Below are 21,665 nucleotides of genomic sequence, written 5' to 3'. Positions count from 1 at the left end.
CCCGAATTATCCTCCTCCCATTTATTCCTTCCCGTGAATCCTACCCGTAAGGTTAGGTCGACCATGACCAAACGAAAAAACCTCCGACGCCGGAAGAACGATTTCTCGATGCGAAATTTGCACCACGAAGCGCTAGAAAAGCGTGAGTTGTTGGCTGCGGAATTCGGTCTCAATAGCGGACCGCGATTGATTTCGGTCGCTGCGAACTCTGGCGAGCAATTTCGTCTGCAGGACAACAATGTGTTGTCAGTGGCACCGTCGGAATTGACCTTCCGTTTTGACGGAGCCAAATCGCTTGACGAGTCGACGCTCGCTGGGATCCGTATCATTGGATCCGGGGGTGACGGAACGTTTGGGGAGACCAATGACGTCTTGATCAACCCAGGGTTCCTAGGGTTTGCCAGCGACGATAACGCGAGAATCGTGGTGGCTCGGTTCGCCGAAACTCTGCCTGATGATCAATACATGATTGAGGTTGCGGGATTCGACGATACCGATCCCAACAACTTGATCGTTGGATTGCGCAATGTTGATGGGGAGTTGTTCTGCCCGCCTGACCCGAGCGACCTAGATCGCCCGACTCAGGCAATCCTGATGAACGTTGAAGTCGGACCTCGCGTGACGGCGGTTGTTCCTCAGCCAATCGAAGGACTGGGATCGTCGCGAGAACAACTTGTTAATACGATCGACGTTTACTTCAACAATGATCCGCTATCGAATCGAAACGCGGGGACTATCAACAACAACAATAGTATGTTGCCGGTTGTTCAACCGAGGTTCTATCAACTCGTCTACACCGGCGGCACGATCGAACGAACCGACGATGCGGTAACGACACCTACCACGGTCAGCTACGATCCGGTCCTCAATCGTGCCAGACTGACTTTCCCTGGTGGTGGCTTATCCAATCTTGTTCCTGCCAGCGCTAACGGTGGCGGGACATTCCGGTTGCGTGTTGGTAGCGGCGAAGCGATTTCCAATGCGTTGCCTGGATCGTTTGATGCATCAGCCGATGCCGGCGATACTTTCTCGACGGCTCAGAGTCTCGGCGTCACGTTTGGAAACACGACTCAAAGTATCGTTGTTTCCGAGGGTTTGATCGAGGCCAAGAATGACATAGCTGCTCCATGGCCCGGTGCAGCCGATGCATCAGGTCTACGCGACTATCGGCGTGATGCTCCCACTGTCGGACGCGTCGATTCGACGACTGGCATCAACGTGTTCGAGTACAATTTTGCGAACTTGTACGGTGAAGACACGCAGGGTAACAATCTTGATAACGCAATCACCGATGCGCAGCGTCAGCGATTGCGTGAGGTGTTAGATCTTTACTCCGAGCGATTGGGCGTTGAGTTCGTCGAGACCGCCAATAGCGGTCTTCAAATTGTTACCGGTGACCTGCGAGCCATCGCGATTTCAGTCGATACCGGATCTGGAGTTCCATACAGTGCCTACCGTGTCAACGATCAGGATCCTACCAAGGGTGTGTTGGTCTTAGATGCGGGTGAAAATTGGTACGATGGATATGGCGTCAGCCCTGATACTCGTCCTAGTTGGTTCGTAGAAGCGCTTCGTGGCGTTGGATCGCTGCTTGGACTTGGGAACACCTTCGAGTTGCCTGCGGGCGATGCGACGGGCGGGTCTTCACCTGCTGAACCAACCTCGCAAGGATTTTTGCTCGGCGGAGCGAACCTTCCCGTTGAGCCGGACTTCTTGACACAAGGCAACATCATTGCCGGTCAAGCTTTGCATCGTCCGGAATCAAACGATGTCGACCTTTATGAGTTCACTGCGGTGAACGAGGGCAAGGTGACTGCGGAAGCGTTTGCCCAGCGACTCGAAGATTCGAGTCTGCTCGACACGTATCTGACGCTCTATAAGGTCGTTGATGCTGCTGCGGGACAATACGAATTGGTGGCGACCAATGACGATTTCTTCAGCGACGATTCGTTGATCGGTGTCGATCTTGTTGTCAATCGCGACGCCAACGGTAATCCCGTTCCGACGAAGTACGTGATCGGAGTCAGCGCTGCTGGTAACGAGGAGTACAACGCTAAGGTCGCCAACAGTGGTCTCGGCGGCGTAACGGAAGGTAAGTATGAATTGCGAGTGACGTTTGTGCCGCAAGTCGGCGATACGATTACCGACACGTCTGGATCCGCCCTCGATGGTGATGGCGACGGACGCGAAGGAGGCGATTTCAATTTTTGGTTCCGAGTTGCACGCGATGTGGCGACGCCTGCGGCCGACGAACCTCGGGTCATTTTCGTTGATAAGTTCGATGGCGATGACGTCAACGGTGACGGAACGATACTCAGTCCCTATCGGACCATCTCAACCGCCTTTAGCCCATCGGTTGCCAGACCCAACGATATCGTTCGCTTGCTGCCCAACGGTGGTAACGACGGTTTGATCCAGACCGATGACGACAACCTCGCTTACGAGATTGGACGAGGCGGAAGCGGCAATCGAGTTTTGGCCGATGGTGGCGATTTTGAAGTGCCCAAGGGTGTCACGGTCATGATCGACGCCGGTGCAATCCTTAAGTTGCGCTCGGCCAAAATTAGCGTCGGTAGCGAATCGGTAGATGAGGACCGATCACTTGCCGCCCTGCAAATTCTTGGTACGCCGACGATCCTCGATGCGAATGGAAATTCGACTGTCGAAGGTTTGGGAACGGTCTTCATCACCAGCTACGACGATGCAACCAAGGGATTTGACACCAACGGTTTGGCCGTATTGCCGCAGCCCGGTAATTGGGCTGGCATCGAGTTCCGGAACGACTTTGATTTGTCCGAGGGACGCGGCGTATGGGAACGTGAAGGGATCTTCTTAGACTATTCCTCGCACGCTGAAATTCGATACGGCGGTGGTTCCATTTCATCAAGCCAACCAGCGGTAAGCCCGTTGCAGATGTCTGAGAGTCGTCCGACGTTGATCTACAACACGATCATCGACAATGCGGACGCAGCGATCAGCGCGGATCCTAATAGTTTCCGCGAAACCAATTTTCATTCGCCGTTGTTCCAACGTGTGGCTGGATTCACTAGCGATTACGACCGAGTTGGACCTGAGATCTCTGGCAACCGATTGCTTCGTAATACGACCAACGGACTATTCGTCCGAGTGGTAACTCCAGCGGTCGGCCAGACGGAGCCGATGACGGTTGCCGGTCGCTTTGATGACCGTGACATTGTTCACGTGTTGAGCCAAGTTCTTGTGCTGCAGGGTCAGCCCGGCGGACCGTTGAAGTTAGCCGATCGTCCAGATGTCATGAATGTGACGTTCTCCAATGCCACCTCGACTGGCACTGGTCTGGTCGACGGGGATCTCTATGACTATCGCTTGACCTATGTGACATCTGAAGGACGTGAATCACTCGCTAGTTTGCCAACGACCATGCGTGCGGCGACAGCCAGTGGCGCGTTGCGACTGAACAACTTGCCGGCTGCTCCCGCTGAATACGCCGGACGACGGCTGTACCGACTCGACCCGGATACGGGTGAGTATGGATTCATTGCACAACTCGATCGCAGTTCAACGTTTTTCGTCGACCATGGCAACGCGGCCCGTGGAACATTGCCTGATGCGGCGGAAGCGTCGGATGGAATCGACCCGACAGATCCTTCTGATGATGACACACGCTATCTGCCGCGATTCGATGCGCGACTTTCGATTGATCCCGGTCTGATTATCAAATCTGAAAACGCTAGGATCGAAGCTGGTTTCGGTTCCGACTTCTATGCGGAAGGTGCCGACGGTGATCCAATCATTTTCACCAGTCGTCTCGATGATGATTTTGGTGCTGGTGGTACATTTGACACCAACAGCAACGCGACCCCGGCGACTCCGGGTAATTGGGGCGGGTTGGTCTTCCGTCAAGATGCGACGGCAAGCTTGGATTATGTCGAGGTTCGATACGGTGGTAGCACCACACCTATCGCTGGTGGATTCGCCAGTTCAAATGCAGTGGAAATCCTTCAAGCTGATGTGCGAATTGCACACTCGGTATTCCGAGACAACGCGGATGGTTTCCAAGGACAATCCGTCCGTGCGGGGCGTGGGTTCAACGGCCCAGCCACGATCTTCGTGCGTGGCAGCCAACCAATCATTGTCGACAATACGATCATCGACAACGAAGGCGCCGCGATCAGCATCAACCCGGATGCTTTGGACTTCACCGACAACTTAGATCACGGTCGTGCGACCGGTGTCTCTGATTTGTTCGTGAGCGATCGCGATAATCAAGGGCCTTTGATTTCAGACAATCGCATTGATCGCAACGGCATCAACGGATTGCTTGTTCGCAGTGAAGAATTGCAAACGGAAAGCGTTTGGGACGACACAGACATCGTTCACGTTGTCAACGGTCAAATCATCACGTCATCACACTACCAGCGTGGTGGTCTACGGTTGCGCAGTGATGCCAACCAAAGCTTGGTGGTCAAGTTTGGCCCCAACGGCGAACTGATCGGTACAGGCCAACCGTTAGATATCGACGATCGAATTGGTGGAACTCTGCAGGTTCTTGGTCAACCTGGATTCCCAGTGATTTTGACGTCGCTGGCAGATGACTCGGTAGGTGCCGGTTTCACATCCGAAGGCATTGCGCAAACGAACACGGATAACGTTGATGCAACTCCTGCAGCGGGCGATTGGCAAGGCATCACACTGCTGCCATACGTCAATGATCGCAATGTTGCGTACGTCCTTGAAAATGAACGAGCGATCCCCGCCGCGGTGACCGAAAATGCGATCGCTGATTCGGCGCAGGTGATCGGTTCGCTTGCTAGCGATGAGTATTCCGGTGACGAGAACGAGCGACTTGGCTTCCACGTTCGTGGAACGCTTGCTTCCGATACTGACCGCGATGTGTACAAGTTCGAGGCCGATGGTGGGACCGTGGTTTACATCGATATCGATGATACCTCTTACGGACTCGACACCATCGTCGAACTGATTGACGTCAATAACCAAGTTTTAGCTAGAAGTGACAATTCGTTTGCCGAGCGTACTGCGACATCGGGAAGTACGACGTTGCTCAATAACTTGTTGTCTCCGGGGGCGGTTCGACCATTGTTTGTCGTGAGAACCGGCAACGTGGAAACTGAGAACGGTCTTGATGCCGGAATGCGTGTCGTTCTCGATGGGACGGGAACGGACAACGATTACTACATACGCGTTCGTAGCAAGAACGCCTCATCCTCTGGCCAATACAGTTTGTCGATTCGCTTGCGTGAAGCAGACGAAGTCGCAGGCTCGACCGTTCAGTTGGCGGACATCCGTTACGCCACCGATGCGATCACTGTCAGCGGTGCTCCTCTTCACTCGCCGTTGACCGGTGAAGCTACTGAGGATTTGAATTATCTCGGCAACGGAACGGCCGTCGATGTGGACACGGCTGGATTGACCTTTAGCAATGCGAATGCAGCCCAATTGGGTAACTTGCTAACGACTGACCGTGCCTCGTTGAAGGTGTCTGGTAATATCGGCAACATTGCTCCGACAGCCGGGTTCGCAGCGTCCGACGACATCGACGTCTACCAAATCGACTTGTTTGCGCAGGACATCGAGCCAGATGTCTTTGACTTCGAAACTCGATTTGTGACGACGACGTTTGATGTCGACTACGCCGATGGATTGGGACGGGTAAATACCTCGCTCGCCGTTTTCGATTCGACCGGTCGTTTGATCCTTCATTCGCGAGATTCAAACATCGCCGATGATGTCGGCCGTCCTTTCGAAGGCGATGACACCACGAATTTGCAAGGTGGTTCCACGGGTGTTCTTGACGCTCACATCGGACCAGTAGAGCTTCCCGAAGGCACCTACTATGTGGCCGTCAGTAGTGCCATTGCGGTGCCTCAATCGTTAGACCAATTCTTCCTTGATACGCCGACGAATACTGATGTGCGAATCATGCCCATCAATTCAATTCGTCGGATCTCGGATGATGTGATTGGTGTATCGGCTGAGTATACCGCTGACGCACCAATCGTTTCGCCAATTTTCGATGCCAACTCAGTTGTTAACTATGGACTTGATGATGTCCGTTTGTTTGTCAACTTGAACGGTTCGATTTCAGGGAACAATGCAACCACACTGACCAGTTTCAATCCGTTTACCGGGGTTATGGAACGCTTGGTTGGTCAGTCGGGGCAACCCACCGATGACTTAGCGATTCGACGTGACGGTGAATTGCAAACGTTCTCAACGGGGCCGCAACCAGGAACGGGACCCAAGACGGGAGCCAACACGGGCAACTTCTTGCAGATCAGCCCCGCGGACGGAACGGCAACCAACATTGGTGATGACGGTGTCACTTTCCAACGCAACAATGCCGCAGGAGACGATTTGGAAGCGGATCCGGATGCAGAATTGCAAATCAGCGCGATTGCCTTCCCGATTAGCGATGGGGACTCTCCTCATGCTACGAACGTTAACACCGTAGCTGTTGCTGACACAGAACGCTTTATCGGCGTCGGCTACCGCGACAACAATGGTCGTGGTACCGAAATGGATCTTTCGCTTTACTCACGCAACCTGATTTATCAGTTTGTATCAAGCAGTGGCGAAATCACGAGTCGTGGTTCAACTGATACTGATGCGCACCGAACTTTCGATGGGACATCACCGTACTCGCCGAGCGATGGAGCGGCGACTGCCGACGTAGAGTTCGGCATCATCGACACTGGCAATATTTTCAATACCGGGGGCGATGGCGGTGACATTACGGGCATCGCGATTGTTCCAGATGCGGTCAATCCAAACGGTTTGGCCGGTAATGATTCTACAACGGTCTTGGCTGTGACTGATCGAGGTGGTGTTCACTTCTTTGATTACACCGATTCGGTCCCAGGCCCGGGAACCCCTTTCCTTCGTGCCAGCAACATCATCCGGACGACGTACTATGGGGTTGTCACACCGGATCCTCGTCACGTTGGTGCATCAGTCAACCCTATCACAGGTGGCGTTCAGTTTACGGGAATGACCTTAGGCCCGAGAACCTTGAACAACGGCGAGTATCGTCAAACCATGTTTGCAACCACCGCGGACGGATGGTTGTATGGTCTTGAGATCGATGGTGGTGAGTTGGTTCCCGCCAATGTCTTCTACAACGGTCGATCGGCGATTCCATTGACGTTCGAGGGAACAACCCCCATCGGCCGTGCACCTAATGGGTTGGCGTTTAGCTTGACTGAGCAGAACCCTTGGCATGTCACGAATGACCGTGATGACGAAGACGGTCACTTTGTCGAACAGCCCTATGATGGCTCACGCACCGATACGATTGGCGGTAACTCGCTTTACTTCGGTTTTGAAATCGATGGCAGCGCGGACAACAATACGGTGTCACGACCAGACGGTGATCCGTTGGGTGAACTGGCCGCTGGCGGTGCGCACGGGACGGTCATTTCAAACCCATTCAGCCTTGAAGGCTACAGTCCAGACGATAAGCCAACGCTCTACTTCACTTACTATCTTGAAGTCGAAGCCGGCGATGACTACACCGGACCAACAGACCTGCAGAACGACAGTTTCCGTGCCTATGCTGCCGGTGATGACGGTGTTTGGCAGTTGTTGGCGACGAACAATGAGTATCGCAGCGCTATCGCGCTTGACGAGTTCGACCAGTATCAAACGTCCGAGATTCCTGTTCAGGAATTGTTCGATTCCAGTCCTGGCGAGCAAATCAATTGGCGTCAAGCTCGCGTCGATATCTCGCCTTTCGCCGGTAGCGAAAACGTTCGCATTCGGTTTGACTTCTCAACCGCTGGTAATCTGCGCCACCAGTACGGTTCATTCGAGTTGGTTGCCACCGACGGTGACCAAATCACGGACCGCGAAACGCTTAATCTGATCGACAATGACTCGGGTTCGACCGTTAGCTTCACCACAATTGTTGGTAAAGATATTGTGATCCCGAATGGAACGGAGCTTGAGGACGGCGATGCGTTTATCCTCGACGGCCCCGGTGGACCCACCACGATCACGTTTGTTACTGGCCCAGCGACGAACCCCGGTGAAGTGCAATTCTCAGCAGCGGAATCTGCTAGCGTGATCGCTCAGAAAGTGATCCGCGCCATTCCGCAGGTAATGAGAGCGGTTTCCGATGGCGGACCTTTGATCAGCGTTTTGGCTGCAACGAATGTGGTTGCAGTGGGTGATTCGCCGATCGGTGAATCCAACCCTGTCCGAGTCACGCAAACGTCCGATCAGTTGATCGTGCCTGACGGAATTTTCCTATCGTCCGGCGATGGTTTCACGGTGACGGGTGCTGGCACAACGACAACGATCGTGTTTGTCGAAGCGGCCGATGCATTGGGGAATGCCAACGAGTTCATCTTCAGTCCTGCTGAATCCGCACTGCAGATTAGCAGTCGCTTGATTGATCGGTTCCCTGAAGCGTTGGATGCGATTCTTGAAACAGACGGTCGCATCACGTTCATGAATAGTCCCATTGGACTGACGGCCGTTGCCGCAACTGCGGTCAATAGCACGTCTAATCTGCAGGTCACGCAAAACCGCTTGGAATTGTTGATTCCTGATGGAGATGGCTATACCGATGGCAGCGTCATGACGATTAGCAATGCGACGGAAACTGTTAGCCTTGAATTTGTAATGAATCCTGTGCCCGAAGGACCGGGAACTGTTCACTTCTTTTCTGGCGTGACACAGTCGGAAATGGTGCAGCGAGTTCTCGCTGCATTGCCAGCAAGCTTTGATCCTTTGGTCAACTCGACGGACACGGGTTTGCTCGTCTTCGCGGACAATGCGACGCACAGCAGCATTGTTGATCAACCGATCCCTGTTCAGGCAGTTCAGATGCCCGATGGTACGACGCCGTTGATGAATGATACGCTGCGGATTTTCGGGGCACTCGGTACTACAACGATCAACTTCATCGAAGTTGCTGTCGCTACTACGGCTATTCCTGGCACCGTCTACTATCAGACCACCGATACTGCCGCTGAAATCGCAGCGAATCTCGACATTGCGATTCCGAACAACGAATATATCTCTACGGTCATCGGTGACACGGTAACCATTTATGATTCGACGGGGACTGCGACAACCGATCCAGATTCGGATATCGTCGACGGACCAACTCTCGGGTTCTATGTGCGGCTTCCGAACGATCGGGCTGACTTCGAAGACGATGACGAACTGCAGATCATTTCTCCGTACGGGAACGTCAACGTGACGTTCGAGGACCAAGACAACAGCACGGTTAGTCCACCCGTGGTTGGTTATGCTCCTGGTCCCAACAACCAAGCGAATTTCCATGAGTTGCTGCAGTCGGTCTTACCGTCCGGATTGCGGGCAATCGTCATCAACAACAACGTTTCCGGTCCTGTCGTTCAGATTCTTGGCGCCACAGCCATTCGTAGTCTCGATCCGGATTCGTTGATTGAAATCGGTGCGAACTCGTTCTCGCGAACCGTAACGAATATCGACGTCAAAGATGGTGTTGATCTTCGATCGGGCGAAAGTATCACCGTTTCCTTAGGTGGATTGTCGGAAACGATTGTGTTCCTTCAAGAAGGATCGACAGCGCCGCCAGTCGCGGGTGTTTCGATCTTCTACAACGATGCTGATTTAGGATCAGATCTGTATGCGGACATCCTGAACGCCTTACCGTTTGAGTTCCAAGCGTTCATTGATTTGGATGGCAATGGAATCAACATTGGCGCCCCAGGTGCAACGGTCACCGTCAATGATGGTGCTCCGCAATTCCTTCGATCATCGATTGATATTGATGAATCGGCGATCCCAATCTTGGTGCCTGCGGGCAGTGAATTGGACGACGGCGAACAGCTTCAGATCATCAGCAAGGATGACATTCTGGGGACTGCACCAATCACGATCACGTTTGTCGAGGGAATAGGCGGGCCGGTACCTGGCCAAGTGTTCTTCCAAGACGGTGATACCTCCGCGCAAATCGCCAGCAAGCTAAACGCGGCGCTGCCACCAAGCCTGCAAGGTTATCTCTTCTCCAGTCGCGAAGTGTATCTGTTGAACGCTTCGTCGGTGGCGACACTCAACCCGAATTCGGCAATCGTTTCTTACAACGTTCCTGCGGGTAACATTCCGATCCTCGTCGATTCCACGATGACTTCGGAAGAGATTGCACCGATCATGCAAGTTGCATTGGCGGAGGGTTTTGGACGTCTGGCGACGACGAATGGCGATAACTTTGCTTCAGCAGAAGACTATCAAATCTTTGGTGGCGATCGCATTCGCGTGTACAACGCAACGCCAGTTGATGTGGGATCCTACGGTGTTTCCGCTTATGTTTCGCCGTTCTTGACAGGATTGCCAACTGAGATATTTGGTGAAGCACGGCCCACGGCGATTGCGACCAACCAAGTTGATTCCCAAGGTGGCGCTGAAAACGACATTACTGGTGTTTACTTGACCGACATCATCATTGGTTTTGCTGAACGCGGTGAAATGGTGCTCAATGCTCCGAACAATCTTCGTGACTTCGTTCTGAACCCCGAAACGACTCCTGATACTCGGGCCGGTGCGGTTCAACCAGAGCGTCCTAACGAAACGCTCACGGGTGGTTACTCTCTCGAGATCCGCACCAGTGACGAATACGGTGTTTCGACTGACTTCCCGGGCGGCTTGGCAATCATCGGTGCTGCAGCTTTGGGTCGCTCCTTCGATACCAATGATCGTTTGAACGATGAAGCGGTAACCCTTATCGCGCAGGCAGGAATCTATCTGCTTGATGGTGATACGTTCGTTCTTGATAACGGAACGCGACAACTCACGTACGAGTTCGATAGTTCGCTCGAACCGGGCGTGACGAACGGTAACGTGCCCGTTTTCTTCGATCCGACGAACGATCAATCGTTCGACACCGCTGCAGCGATTCGCAACGCGATCAATTCAGCTCAATCGTACAACGCACTCGGTATTCGCGCCGCGACGGGTGACAGTTTGGAGGTCGGTGTCACGACATCCGATCGTGTTGAATTGTTTGGCGACGTGATCATGGTGAACCCAGGACGCGGACGCTTTATCAAGCTGGACTTGGTCGATGAAGAAACGTTCCAAGGACGCGAAACGTCGAAATTGATTCCGGTTGTCGATCACGATTCGCAAACGGTGACTTACACGACGTTCGGCGATCAGCCAGCTCGTGCCGCCGTGACTAACTTCATCGACGGAGCGAGTGACGTTATTGTTGCGGTTGGCAAAATTGGTGACCAAGTCACCACTGGTAATTCCGCCGACAATAAAGGCCCCGTACTGCTGGCCAACGCCCCTGCGGATGATATTGATTTTGTCCGGATTTACATGGGCGCCGGGCAAAGCGTTGATATAGACGTGGACTCAGCAGGATTCACTCGTGGAGCGGAGGTTCTCACTCAACCGCTAATCACGATTCTGGACGAAGACAGCTCGCTCAACGCTGCTGGTCAATTCATCAACGCTGTTGCGGCTTCAACGGTAACTGTTGCACCTGGCGAATCTCAAGCGGGCGCGTTCTTGCGATTCACCGCTCCGACAGATGGCTACTACGACATTGCGATTAGTTCTGCCGATGGCAGCTATGGTGAATACCAATTGACGGTTCGTCCGAATGCTGCGTTTTCGCCGGAAATTCCTGATCGCGATGTGTTGATGGTGGATTACCACTTCGGCACCGGCGACGTGAACCGTGTGGATGAACAAGGTCAGCTAATCATTTCAAGCAATTTGATCAGCAATGCTTCCGGTTTCGGTATTCGAGCCGAAAGTGGTCAACGTGGTTTAGGAGTTGCGTCCGGTGTAGGACTCGATGAGTTGCCAAGACCTGGCGTGGCAAACCTGCTGCGGAATGTGAACACGGATCAATTGATCCCTGGTACCGTGATCGTCAACAACCTGATTGTGGACGCAGCCAGTGGCGGCATCTTGTACTCGGGTGGGACGGCTAACAACGGACAATCTCCGGCTGCGGTTCCAATCGGTCGAATCGTGAACAACACGGTTGTTGGTAACCAAACCGGTTCGGGCATCATCGTTCAGTCCAACGCTAGCCCAACGATTCTAAATAACTTGATCTCTGGGTTTGACACAGGGCTCAACGTGGACGCGTCGAGCGAAGCAGCCGGAACTACGGTTGGCGGTAACGCTTATCACGCTAACGTGACGGCAAACTCAAACATTCCGCTCGACTCGACAGATATCACCATCGCCGGGGAAGTGTTCCAAGACCCAGCACGCGGAATCTACATTCCACGAGCGGGCAGTAACGTCATCGACAGCTCATTCTCGTCGCTTGATGATCGAACTGAGTTCGTCAACACCGTCAAGCAACCTGTTGGGCTGGCGTCTTCGCCAATTATTGCTCCGCTGTTTGATGCGTACGGACAACCTCGCTTCGACGATCCATTGATCAACCCAGCCGGTCCCGGTGGTGGAGTCGTGACGATCGACCGTGGTGCCATTGATCGAGCCGATCGAACGCAACCGGTAGCAGTCTTGACGACCCCCGAGGATGCAATCGGAATCTTCGTTGTCGGTGGTGATCAAGACACGGACGAGTCGTTCGTTCGGTTGACTTCAGGCACTGTCGAGTTCTTTGAAATTCAGTTACTCGATCCGGCTGGCACTGGCCCGGACAAGGACACGATCACACCTGAAAGTGTATTGTTGACCGAAAATGGTCGCCGGTTGGTTCCGGATGTGGATTTCGTGTTTGGTTATAGCGACAACAGCCGTACGATTCGCTTGACTCCATTGGCTGGCTTGTGGCTGCCCGATGCCGTTTACGAAATTACCCTCAACAATCAATCTCGTGTTGCGTACGAGTCACCGATTGGCGCGAATATCAATGACGGTGATCAGATTTCAATTACGGATTCGGATCAGAATCAGGTAACGTTTGAGTACGAAAGTGGATACTCGATTCAGGTTCCACAAACGACTTTGCTTACGATCACCAACGCCAACAACGGCTTTAACGATCGTGACGTGATAACGATTGGGGGACAATTAGGTCGCTCGGTTTCGTTCGAGATCAACAAGAACACGGTCGATGACACGGCGGCTGCTAACGTTGAAATAAATCTATCGAATGCGACGACGACGGGTGAGGTTCGCAATGCGATATTGGCAGCCTTGATGGGCACAGTCCCAGGCAATCCATCGACGAACATTGTCGACTTCTTAAACATTGTCCCGACGGCCGTTGGTCGTGAGCAAATCCAGCTAGGCACGCTCGCTGGTATGAATGCACCGAACGAGATCGCTGGTCTCACCGTTTCGGGTGACGCAGGTGGAATTGCCGATGAGCAAACCTTCACTTACACGCCTGCTGGTGGTACAGCGGTAACGTTCGAGTTCAACTCGCAAAATGGCTTGCGAGATTCCAACAATGTCGAGATTGCATTCACGCGACAAGACACGCCGGCAGAGATCGCCGCTAAGATCGACGCTGCAGTGAGTGTTGCAGGCATCGGCCTTGGTGGAGCAGCGGCTACGGATGCAGGTGTAGTGGTTCTCGGCGGCGAACTTGGTGACACGATTGATGTTTCGCAGAGTTTGTTGGTGCTTTCTGGATCGCCGGGGGTTACCGGTTCGCTGACGCTACAAATTCCAGCGGGTGAAACCGGTGCATCATTGAACGATGAAACGTTCTCGATCACTTCCAACGGCGTCACTATCCCATTCCGCTACACGACCAATTCGTTGCTGACCGCTCCTGAGCGATTGATTTTGCTTAGTGCAACTGATTTGACGACCGGTATCGCGACGAAGACTGCGGCGGTGATTGCAAGTGCGTTCTCGGGAGATTTGGCTCCGGTCGCTGTCGGTGACACTGTCACGCTCAATGAGCGAGCAGACTTGACCACTGTCGTTACTCCTGGATCAGCAGGTTTGATCGTATCGGGAGTCAACGGCGGAGCGATCCCTGTGAGTTTCTTGGCTACCAGCCCTGCAACATCTACTGCGGCGTCCTTGGTTGGCGCGATTCAAAGTGCGGTTAACGATGGATTGTTGAACGTCGAGACGTTTGCACCGGGTGGTGGAACGATTTTGATTTCAAACGTTGATAGCTTCCAAGGTTCAGTCGCTGGTGGTCCTTTGGCTGACATCGGAACCATCGCACCGGCGATCACTGACTTGGCTGGCAATCCAGTTCGCGAAACGCGGCCCAATAACGAAACTCGCTTCTCGATCATCATGCCAGACGTCATCTTTGACTTTGGTGATGCTCCAGCTGGCTATGCCACGTTGCTCGCAAACAACGGTGCCCGACACACGATCAGCGAAAACTCGCTACCACGTCTCGGTGCCGCCATCGATAGCGAGACTGATGGTCAGCCCACCAACCAGGACGATTCGTTGCTCGTCGTTTCCGCGACAAGCCCTGATTTGGTGAGTTCTGCTGACCCAGCAATCGGCGTATTTGAGATCGACACGATCAATTCTGGAACAACTGTCCAGATCACGATCGTGAATGTTCCTCAAGGTGGCGAAACCATCGACATTGTGGTTGGTGGACAATCGCGGACGTTCGAGCTGGTTGATCTCAACTCGAACCCAGCCGATGGAAACATTCCTGTTGTGTTCTCAATTGTTGACGATCCGAACTTGAGCCAAGCTGAAGATGACGCGATCAACATTGCGAGAATTACGCAACAGTTGACCAATGCAGTTTCCGCAGCGATACCGCAAAGCGGAGATGGGCTGGAAATCCGTCAAGGACTCGAAAGCCAAACGCCTGCGGAGGCTGCGGATTCGAATCTCTTGTCAATCACTTCGATTGACGATGAAGATGGGGTCGCTATCGGCGACATCTTCGATGCGACCGACAACACGACTTACAAGGTCTTCTTGCGAGGCGGTACGGACCCGGCAACGGCTACGATCGACGACGTGATTGGATTCTTGAACCCGCTCGACCGCGCTGGCACCAGTCTCGATATCAGCGTTGCCGGTAGTGGCTTGCTACAGGTTTGGATCGACTTCAACGGAGACGGCGTCTTTGATGAAACCGACAAGGAGCATCCGCCACAATTGACCGACTTGCCTGTGACGGGCAATGCGGAAACGGGTGAGTTCGTGACGATCAATGTTCCGGTTCCCGCTGATGCGAAACCAGGTTTGACCTGGATGCGTGTCCGAATCAGTGAATCGGGTGGATTGACCGCCAACGGCGTCGCCGTGGGTGGTGAGGTTGAGGATTATCAAGTCGAGATCATTCCGATCGGCTTGCCTGACCCAGTGGATGATGCCGGCTATACCGTGACTGAACGCGGTACGCTGGATACTTTGGCCGATGGACTTCCAACGGTCGCAAGCAATGATCCCAATCCCAACAGCGGACAGTTCCTCGATCAAGACAATCGTATTGGCTTCTTGACCGCGACATTCTTGCTTGGCGAAGAACCTGCTAACGGTACAGTCACACTTGACCCGGCGACGGGGCACTTTGTCTATGAACCTCAGGGTGGATTCTTTGGAACGGACACGTTCACCTATCGTGTCAGTACACGTGAGAACGAATCCGCCGCCAACATTCCTGCGGACCGATTCGCTACCGTCACGATTACTGTGACACCTGAGAACGACGTCCCAACGGGCGTTAGTACTACCAAAACGGCGCAAGAAGACTTGCCGCGAATTTTCGCTGCTGCTGAGCTTCTCGTCGGCGCTTCGGCGAACCTAACCCCTGATTATGTCAACGGATATCCGACGACGGGTGATGCTGCTTTGGATCAATTGATCCAAGACTTGATCAACGAGACGAATCAGAACACCACGCTTGCCGTTGGTGCAGTCGCGGGTTCCGCTGGCACTATCACGGCAGCGAACGCAGCCGATGATGGAGGCAACTTGGTCGTCTCTGAGACCGGTACTGGTCTCAACATTCAAGTCACCAGTGCTACCGCCGGTGACGTGATTACGATCGCCCATCGAGGCCAAACTCGAACATTCGAGTTGGTCGCTGTGGGGCAAGTCGCTGGTGCAGGAACTACCCCGATCAGTTTGGTTGACGGTGATACTCCTCAGACAATTGCTGACCGATTGAGGTCAGTGATCACAGGCGAATTCGCCGGGTCCACCGCAAGCCTTACCGCAACTGCGGTAAACGATACGGTTCAATTGCGTTACACCGCGACCGATGTCAACGTTACCGATAGCAGGCTCGATACCGACAACAACGATTTCATCGTGGTCACGGGCAACACATCGCCAAACGCAGGCATTACGCTCACTCAAACGCCGGTACCAAAGGCGGCTGTTGTTGACGCTGCAGCTGGTGATCGGGTCACTCTTATTGTCGGTGCGTCCAGCTTCGTGTTCGAATTTGTGACGCCCGGTGCAACGGCGGGTGCAGGCAATATCCCCGTTGTCATGTTGCCGTTCGCAGGTGGTGGTTCAGGTCAGCCTGAGCCAGATGCGATTCGCCAATCGGCCACTATCAATTTGGCCGAGGCAATCAAGACTACGCTGCGAAACGCAGGCGTGGAAGTGATCGCTGAATTGGCTGCCAACGGAACGCTACCGCAAGGCGGAACCCGTTACACGGTGGAACTGAAACCAGCGTCGATTACTGCCGGTAAGTCGCATGATACCGACCGTGGTTCGATTATTCCTGTATTCGATTCCTACGACGAGTTGATTGAAGTTCGATATCTTTCGGGACTTGATCTCAACCGAGATAACCCACCGCCATCGACACCGGACAAGACCGATGAGTTTTCGTTCCAAGTCGTCGATAACCGGGTTAGCATTCAATTGGTGGATCAGGAAGTTACCTTCGATACCACTTCACCAAACTTGAGTGCGGCTGCGGTGATCACGTTGGACGTGACTCCACAGAACGACGCACCTGTGTTGCGTCCTGACACCGTGGACGGCATCGAAGACACGCCACTGACGATCACACCTGCGACGTTGCTCGCCAATGACTCGCTAGCTCGAGACACGGCGGCGGATGAAAACGTTCCGGGAACGACCAACGATGGTGCTTTGTCACTGGTGTCCGTCACCATGGTCGATAATGCTCAAGGCTCGGTGGCACTTGTCGGCGGCAACGTCGTCTTTACGCCAGCAGCGAACGTCTTTGGCGAAGTGTTGTTCACTTACGCCGCTCGTGATCAAGGTATCAACGAAGGCTTGGACTTGACTCGCGTTACGTCGCCATTGACGACGAACAACGGTACGGTCACCGTGAACATTGCCGGAGTCAACGATCCGCCTACGGCAAATGATCGTGCGATCACGGAAGCGGAATCAAACAACGCTGGACCGGGCGCCGGGTACACATTCACCAGTAGCCGACTGATATTCGGTAACGGAACGGATGAAACGCCGAACGCTGCGGGAGACTTCCCTCCATCGTTACAGGCACCGTTCGACGAATCGAATCAAGTTCTGCGAGTATTCAGTTTTGAAACGGACGCAGGACGTGTTAGCGAAGATGATTTGCCGACCGGCGTGGGAACCGAAACCTTGCGTTTGCAAAGCAACGCTGGTTTGATTCTTAATCCAACATTCGATCTTGCTTTGGGTGGATACTTCGATTTCAACTTCGTTGACGGTGTGTTCACGACCGGACGTTACGTACCACCGGCGGATTACAACGACTCATTCCCGTCGCCTGTATTGGCTACCGAAAGCTTCTTGTACACGGTAGCTGATGACGGAACGCCGAACGCAGTTTCGCACACGGGTGACGGAAACGGAGCTACCGTTTCATTCACGATAACGCCTGCGAATGACGCTCCGACGTTTGACTTCACGGCGAATGCGCCCGTCGTCAACGGGCTGGCTAATTTGAATGTCCTTGAGGACGACAATGGCGTGCAGATCAGCAATTTTGCGATCAACATTCTTGGTGGTCCCACCACTGCCTTGGACGAATCTCGTGATCAGACGGTGACTTTCTCGTTCGATCCAGCCAAGAACTTGAATGTGACATCAAGCGGTCTATTCACTCAATTGCCAACGTTGTCAGACGATGGAACGCTGACGGTTTACCCCGCCGCGGATCGAATTGGATCGGCGACATTGGTGGTTACCGCCACCGATAGCGTTACCGGAAGTACCAATCGTTCAACGGATAGAACGTTCGTGATCAATGTGCGTCCGGTAAACGATGCCCCGCGATTCGCAAGCGACATTGGTCATCCACGATCGGATGCTCTTAATGCCGATGATGCGTACGCAGTGGCTGCGATCGACAGCAACAACGATTCGCAGATTGATGACGCAACCATCACGTACACGTTGAAGGAAGACAACACGGGTGCGCAAGGCGATACGAGCACGGACTACTTCATTCCGCTGCGTGCTGGAAACAACACCGGCTACAATCGCATTGGTCTGCTAGACGTGTTCAACGTGGGGCCTGCTAATGAGGCTGATGTAAATGCTGAAGGTGGAGCCCAAACGCTTGAGTTCCTACAGGCTGGCAACGATGCAGGAAACGGGTCGACCTCGCGACTGACCACCTTGGGTGGAATGTTGACTCCGGTGTTTGAAGGCGGAGTGCTGGTTGGTCTGAACTACCGGCCACCAACGGACCTGAACTTCAGTTTCGCAGGTGTTGACTCCTTCATGTACACCGTGCGTGATGACAGTCCTGGCAACGAAACGTTTGACTTGACGTCGGGCGCTTTGGTGCCTGATCGTCTGACATCTCAAAACCGTGTTCAGTTGATCCTCAATCCGGTCAACGACCGACCTGAGTTCGTAGCGCCGGAACAGTCGATTGAAGTCCAAGAAGACACTTCACTGATACAATTCGAAGGTTTCGCGACCAACATCAGCGCCGGACCTGCGAACACAGCTTTTGATGAAGTAGATGCCATCAGTGGCCAATTGGTCGAGTTCACGGTTACTCCGTTGGACTTCCCATTGGCAGAAGCGGGTGACTTCTTCTCGGTCTATCCAACAATCAACGAACAGAACGGATTGTTGAGTTTCCAACCGTCAGCAAATGTCTTTGGCACCTATCTCTTTGATGTGGTGCTGACGGACCGCGAGCGAGATAACTCTCAAATTGACGATCCGAATCGAGGCGACTTGGTCTCGTCGATTCCGATCACGTTGACGATCACCGTCAATCCGGTCAACGATCCTCCGATGGTAGATCCGAACGCAGATCCGTTGTCGTTTGAAATCTTGGAAGATGGCGTTGGCGAAGTTCTTGTCCGAGGTGATAGCACCGGTCGAGGATTGCTTGATGTGTTCTTGCCTGGTCCAGGCGTTGGCCGAACCGATGAGGCCGCCAATGTTACGCCTGGCGGAAACCAGACGGTGTCATTGGGAAGTCCTTTGCCAAGCTCAAGTGCTGAAGGCGGCACCGTTGTATTTGACAATTCGGGGGCTTCGCCGAAGTTCATCTATCGTCCACGTCCTAACTTTGTCGGTACCGATTCGTTTATCTACACCGTTATCGACAATGGGCAAACCGTTGAAGTGGGTGGGCAAGTTGTTGATGACCCACGGATTTCATCCAACACGGTGACCTTTGAGGTCTTGCCGGTAAATGATGCACCTATCTTCAGCGGCGCTGCGACCGTTGATAGTGCTGAAGATGATGGACTGGTTGTCGTTCAAAACTGGGTCACTAACGTCCAAGCAGGTCCAACGACCGCCGTCGACGAAATTGACGGTTTCCGCGCCACCCCGGCTCAAGGGTTGGAGTTCAAGTTCACCAACACGACCGACAACGAAGACTTGTTCGTGACCGCACCAAGGGCCGTACGAGATCCTGATACGGGAGTCTGGAGCCTTGAGTATCAGACTGCTCAAGATGCCAACGGCACTGCTGTTTACACCGTCGTCCTTGAGGATACCGGTCCACGCGATGCTGGAATTGGTGATCGTTTTGTTAGCTCGCCAGTGCGAACCTTCACGATCAATGTCGCTCCGGTGAATGACCCACCGACATTGACGATCTTGAACTCGACGATTTCGCTGACTGAAGATAACGGACCATTCTCCATTCTTCAGGTTGATCCGTTCAGTCCTGGTCCCGCGGATGAGCAGTCGCAAACGGTGTCCTTCGACATCGAGCCATTGCCAGCGGAATACGCAGTCTTGTTTACCGAACCGCCGACGATCAATGCTGACGGTGTATTGCGATTTACCCCTGCACCAAATCGTAACACTGATAACGTCAACGGCCCTGTGCCAGTCCGCGTTATCGCTCGCGATAGTGCCGGAGAAGTCGCCGACGCAGTGACATTCTCGATCGAAATTTCAGAAGTGAATGATTCGCCTCGAGCGAACTCGGATTCGTTCAGCTCTGATGAAGACAGTGTTCTGCAATTGTCTTCGGCAGATTTGTTGAGCAATGACGTCGATCCGGACTTGACGAGCAATGCATCCGAAGTGGTTCGTGTCGTGTTGCCGGTATTCTCGACGTCCGTAAGTGGCGCCGAAGTGCGATACGATAGTGCGACCGGTGCCATTACTTATGATCCGACCAACGCAGCAATTCTGCAGGCTTTGGCTCCGGGCGAAACCATTGTCGATACGTTCTCGTATTCGCTGATTGATGCCGCCGGCTTGAGAAGCAACTTGGTTACCGTTGGGATTGATATCGCGGGAATCAACGACGCACCACGTTTGGGACTCGACACCCCAACGCTCAATCCGGATGGTCCTACAATCATTCGTCCTCTCGACAATGACACGGACGTTGACGGCACCATTGATGCTGGATCGATCCAAATTACGTTGCAGCCTGCCTTCGGGTCTCTGGCTGTTCAAGCCGACGGGTCGATGATCTACACGCCGTTTGGAAGTTTCACCGAAGAGGACGTATTCCGTTACACCGTCGCCGACAACTTGGGATTGCGTAGCGAAGAGCAACTCGTCTCCATCGCTGCAAACGCTAGCCCGATTGCGTTGGATGATCGTCGCGGAACGTTCTTAGACGAATCGTTGATCATCGACGTTTCCGAAAATGACTACGACCCAGACGGGGATCTCAATCTTGCTTCGATCACGGTCGTGCAAACCCCACTGCGTGGCACGGCGGTTCCGCAAGCTGATGGAACGGTACAGTACCTGCCATCACCTGGATTCGTCGGGATTGATACCTTTGGATATCGAATCGCGGATCAAGACGGTCGCCTCAGTAATATTGCGACGGTCACCGTCCAGGTGGTTGCAAGTCGATTGCAGAACCCAGATCGCTTCAGTGACGTTAACGACGACGGATTCGTTACCGCGATTGACGCTTTGTTGATCGTCAACCGAATTTCACGTAGCGACGGACAAGAAATTCCTGTCCTTTCGACGGATCGCGGTCCTAACTTCTTTGACACCAGCGGCGACCAAACGATTACCGCCTTGGACGCGCTGCGAGTCGTCAACGAGCTTAGCCGCATCAACAACGGATCTGGAATCGAACGCGAGCAGGTCTTTGCACCTTTGACAACGTTGGATGCTCAGCAATTGTCGATCTCGACGGAAGAGGTTGATGCATTGTCGCAAGTGGCCGATGAGTTAGAGAGCAAGCTTGTGGATGCATCGCCAGCAACGGCGGGAGTGGACGATATCATCGCTCTGATTGCTTCGGATTCGAAGTCAGATGACGACGATGATACGTTTGCCACCATCGACGATGTGATCGCCAACTTGGTCTAGTTCGCCTTCGTTTCGATGCTGCAGTATCGCTGTGTTGCGCTGTCGCTGTG

At 53.5% G+C, this 21,665-nt stretch carries 1 protein-coding gene; it reads left to right on the top strand.

Annotation, left to right across the window (positions count from 1 at the left end; all coding sequences use genetic code 11):
- The first annotated feature begins 63 nt into the window (after positions 1 to 63).
- Positions 64 to 21,615: a tandem-95 repeat protein gene (locus Pla22_RS20240; protein WP_146516650.1), complete on the top strand. Its 21,552-nt coding sequence runs from the start codon at positions 64 to 66 to the stop codon at positions 21,613 to 21,615.
- Positions 21,616 to 21,665 lie beyond the last annotated feature (50 nt).

Origin of the sequence: Rubripirellula amarantea (assembly GCF_007859865.1) — a bacterium.
Taxonomy (GTDB): Bacteria; Planctomycetota; Planctomycetia; order Pirellulales; family Pirellulaceae; genus Rubripirellula; species Rubripirellula amarantea.
The sequence above is the reverse complement of the archived record's forward strand: the minus strand, read 5'-3'. Positions and strand labels throughout refer to the sequence as shown.